Below are 2159 nucleotides of genomic sequence, written 5' to 3' on the forward strand. Positions count from 1 at the left end.
GTGCGACGTGAAGTCGTATGAAGCGCTGTTCACCGCTTAATGTGTGAACCATCTGTATCACCAGATGAACCTAGGACTCTGAATAAAGTAGCGAGTCTGACAATGTAACGAAGACTGGTCATGTACCAGTCGGGATCTAAATCGTGAGAGGACGATCCTCCTGATAACCACAAAATTGGGTGAGTGCTAGGTAGTCAGCATGATGAACATACGTGAATTCGCATAAGGTGCGTTATACGTTGAAACAGCGGAAGTGGTTAATACGCTGTAGCCAAAAGGCAAGAGAGTCGGAAAGAGATTGCCCCATGCTCTTTCGTGATCATTGAACTCTCCGCACCATAGCGAGCATCTACCCTGACATTGCGTAACATACGGAACACGGTAAGCCTGTATTACTCCCTCTGGGAAAGCCTCTGTGGCCGATAGTGATGCAGGTAGAGGATGTTGGAAAAAGCGAAGGCTGCATTGTAACGATGCAGATACAGATTCATATCTGATCACGAAAGTGGGCTGACTTCCGACTGGTCTTCCATTGCAAGATAATTTGAAGAACTTTATTCAAGGAGAAACGCAAATGATGATTTCAAAAGAGATTAGTGCCTCTCCTGACAGTGCTCAATGGCAATCCATCAATTGGAAAGCCGTTGAATCCCATGTTTTAAAGCTTCAGATGCGTATTGCAAAGGCAACACGAGAAGGTAAACACGGCAAAGCGAAAGCATTGCAGTGGATATTGACTCACTCGCGTTCAGCAAAACTTCTTGCTGTTAAGCGAGTATCACAAAATAAAGGCAGTAAAACGCCTGGAATAGACGGCGCTATCTGGAATACGGATACGCGCCGCATGAAAGCAGTCAATCAATTGAGCAGGAAAGCTTATCAAGCCAAACCACTCAAGCGTATCTACATCCCCAAGAAAAACGGTAAACTCAGGCCGCTGGGTATCCCGTGCATGGTTGATAGAGCACAGCAAGCGCTTCATCTTCTTGCACTGGAGCCAGTATCAGAAACACTTGCCGATCCCAATAGCTACGGTTTTCGACCCAATAGAAGTACTGCTGATGCAATTGCTCAGTGTTTCATCTGTTTAAGTCAAAAGAGATCCGCGCAATGGGTGCTTGAGGGAGACATCAAAGCCTGTTTCGATAAAATCGGACATCAATGGCTTATGAATAACATTGCCGTAGATAAACGCATGTTGGAACAATGGTTAAAGTCTGGTTTTATGGACAAAGGACTGTTCTATCGCACTGACGAGGGAACACCACAAGGCGGGGTCATATCTCCGACCTTGATGTTAATGACACTTGCAGGGCTTGAACAGCGCATAAAGTCTACCGCACTAAAAAAGGGTGCGAGAGCCAACTTTATTGGATACGCCGACGATTTCGTCGTCACCTGTGCTTCAAAGGAAGTGCTGGAGAACGATATCAAACCGTTGATTGCTGATTTCTTAGCAGAAAGAGGCTTAACACTCTCCGAAGAGAAAACGCACATTACCCACATCAGCCGTGGTTTTGACTTCCTAGGTTTTAATCATCGGAAGTACAAAGGAAAACTGCTCATTAAACCGAGCAAATCCAACACATTGATGCTCTTGAGTAACTTGCGCGAACTCATCAAGAAGCACGCAACCATCCCTGTTAACGATCTAATCAAGTTGATAAATCCGAAACTCAGGGGTTGGTCGAATTACTATCGACACTGCGTTGCTAAACAGGTATTCGGATATGTAGGTCACAAGCTATTCCATGCGTTATGGCACTGGGCTAAAAGGCGTCATCCGACTAAGTCTAGAACTTGGATTGCCCTTAAATACTTCATCAACCGTCAAGGTCAATGGCAGTTTCACGGTTGGCAGAAGATCATGGATATGGATTGTCAGTTCAATCTGTTTCAAATAGCTAAGGTGCCGATTGAGAGGCATGTGAAAATCAGGAGTGCTGTAACGCCTTTTGATCCTCAATACCAAGAATACTTGGCAAAGAGAAAATCAAAGAAGTTATGTCGTAACTCTTGGCGTGAGCCTACTCTCGCTGCTTTATAAGTTGCTGGGTACCAACTGGTGCCTTCGTGAAGGCTTGAGCCTAGTGCGGTGAAAGTTGCACGCTGGGTTCTTAGAGGGGCGACACTTGGTAACAGGTGTCGTCTACTCGACA

General features: G+C 45.5%; 1 protein-coding gene. It reads left to right on the forward strand.

From position 1 onward, the window contains the following. Positions 1-574 precede the first annotated feature (574 nt). Positions 575-2047 carry a group II intron reverse transcriptase/maturase gene (gene ltrA, locus R7Z77_RS23880; protein ID WP_064376328.1) on the forward strand — a complete coding sequence of 491 codons (1473 nt, stop codon included), beginning with the start codon at positions 575-577 and terminating at the stop codon, positions 2045-2047. The last annotated feature ends 112 nt before the right edge of the window (positions 2048-2159 follow it).

The organism is Vibrio sp. 1401, from assembly GCF_033340295.1.

Excerpts from the sequence above, each read along its gene's own strand:
- ltrA (WP_064376328.1), top strand. The coding sequence starts at position 575 with ATGATGATTTCAAAAGAGATTAGTGCCTCTCCTGACAGTGCTCAATGG.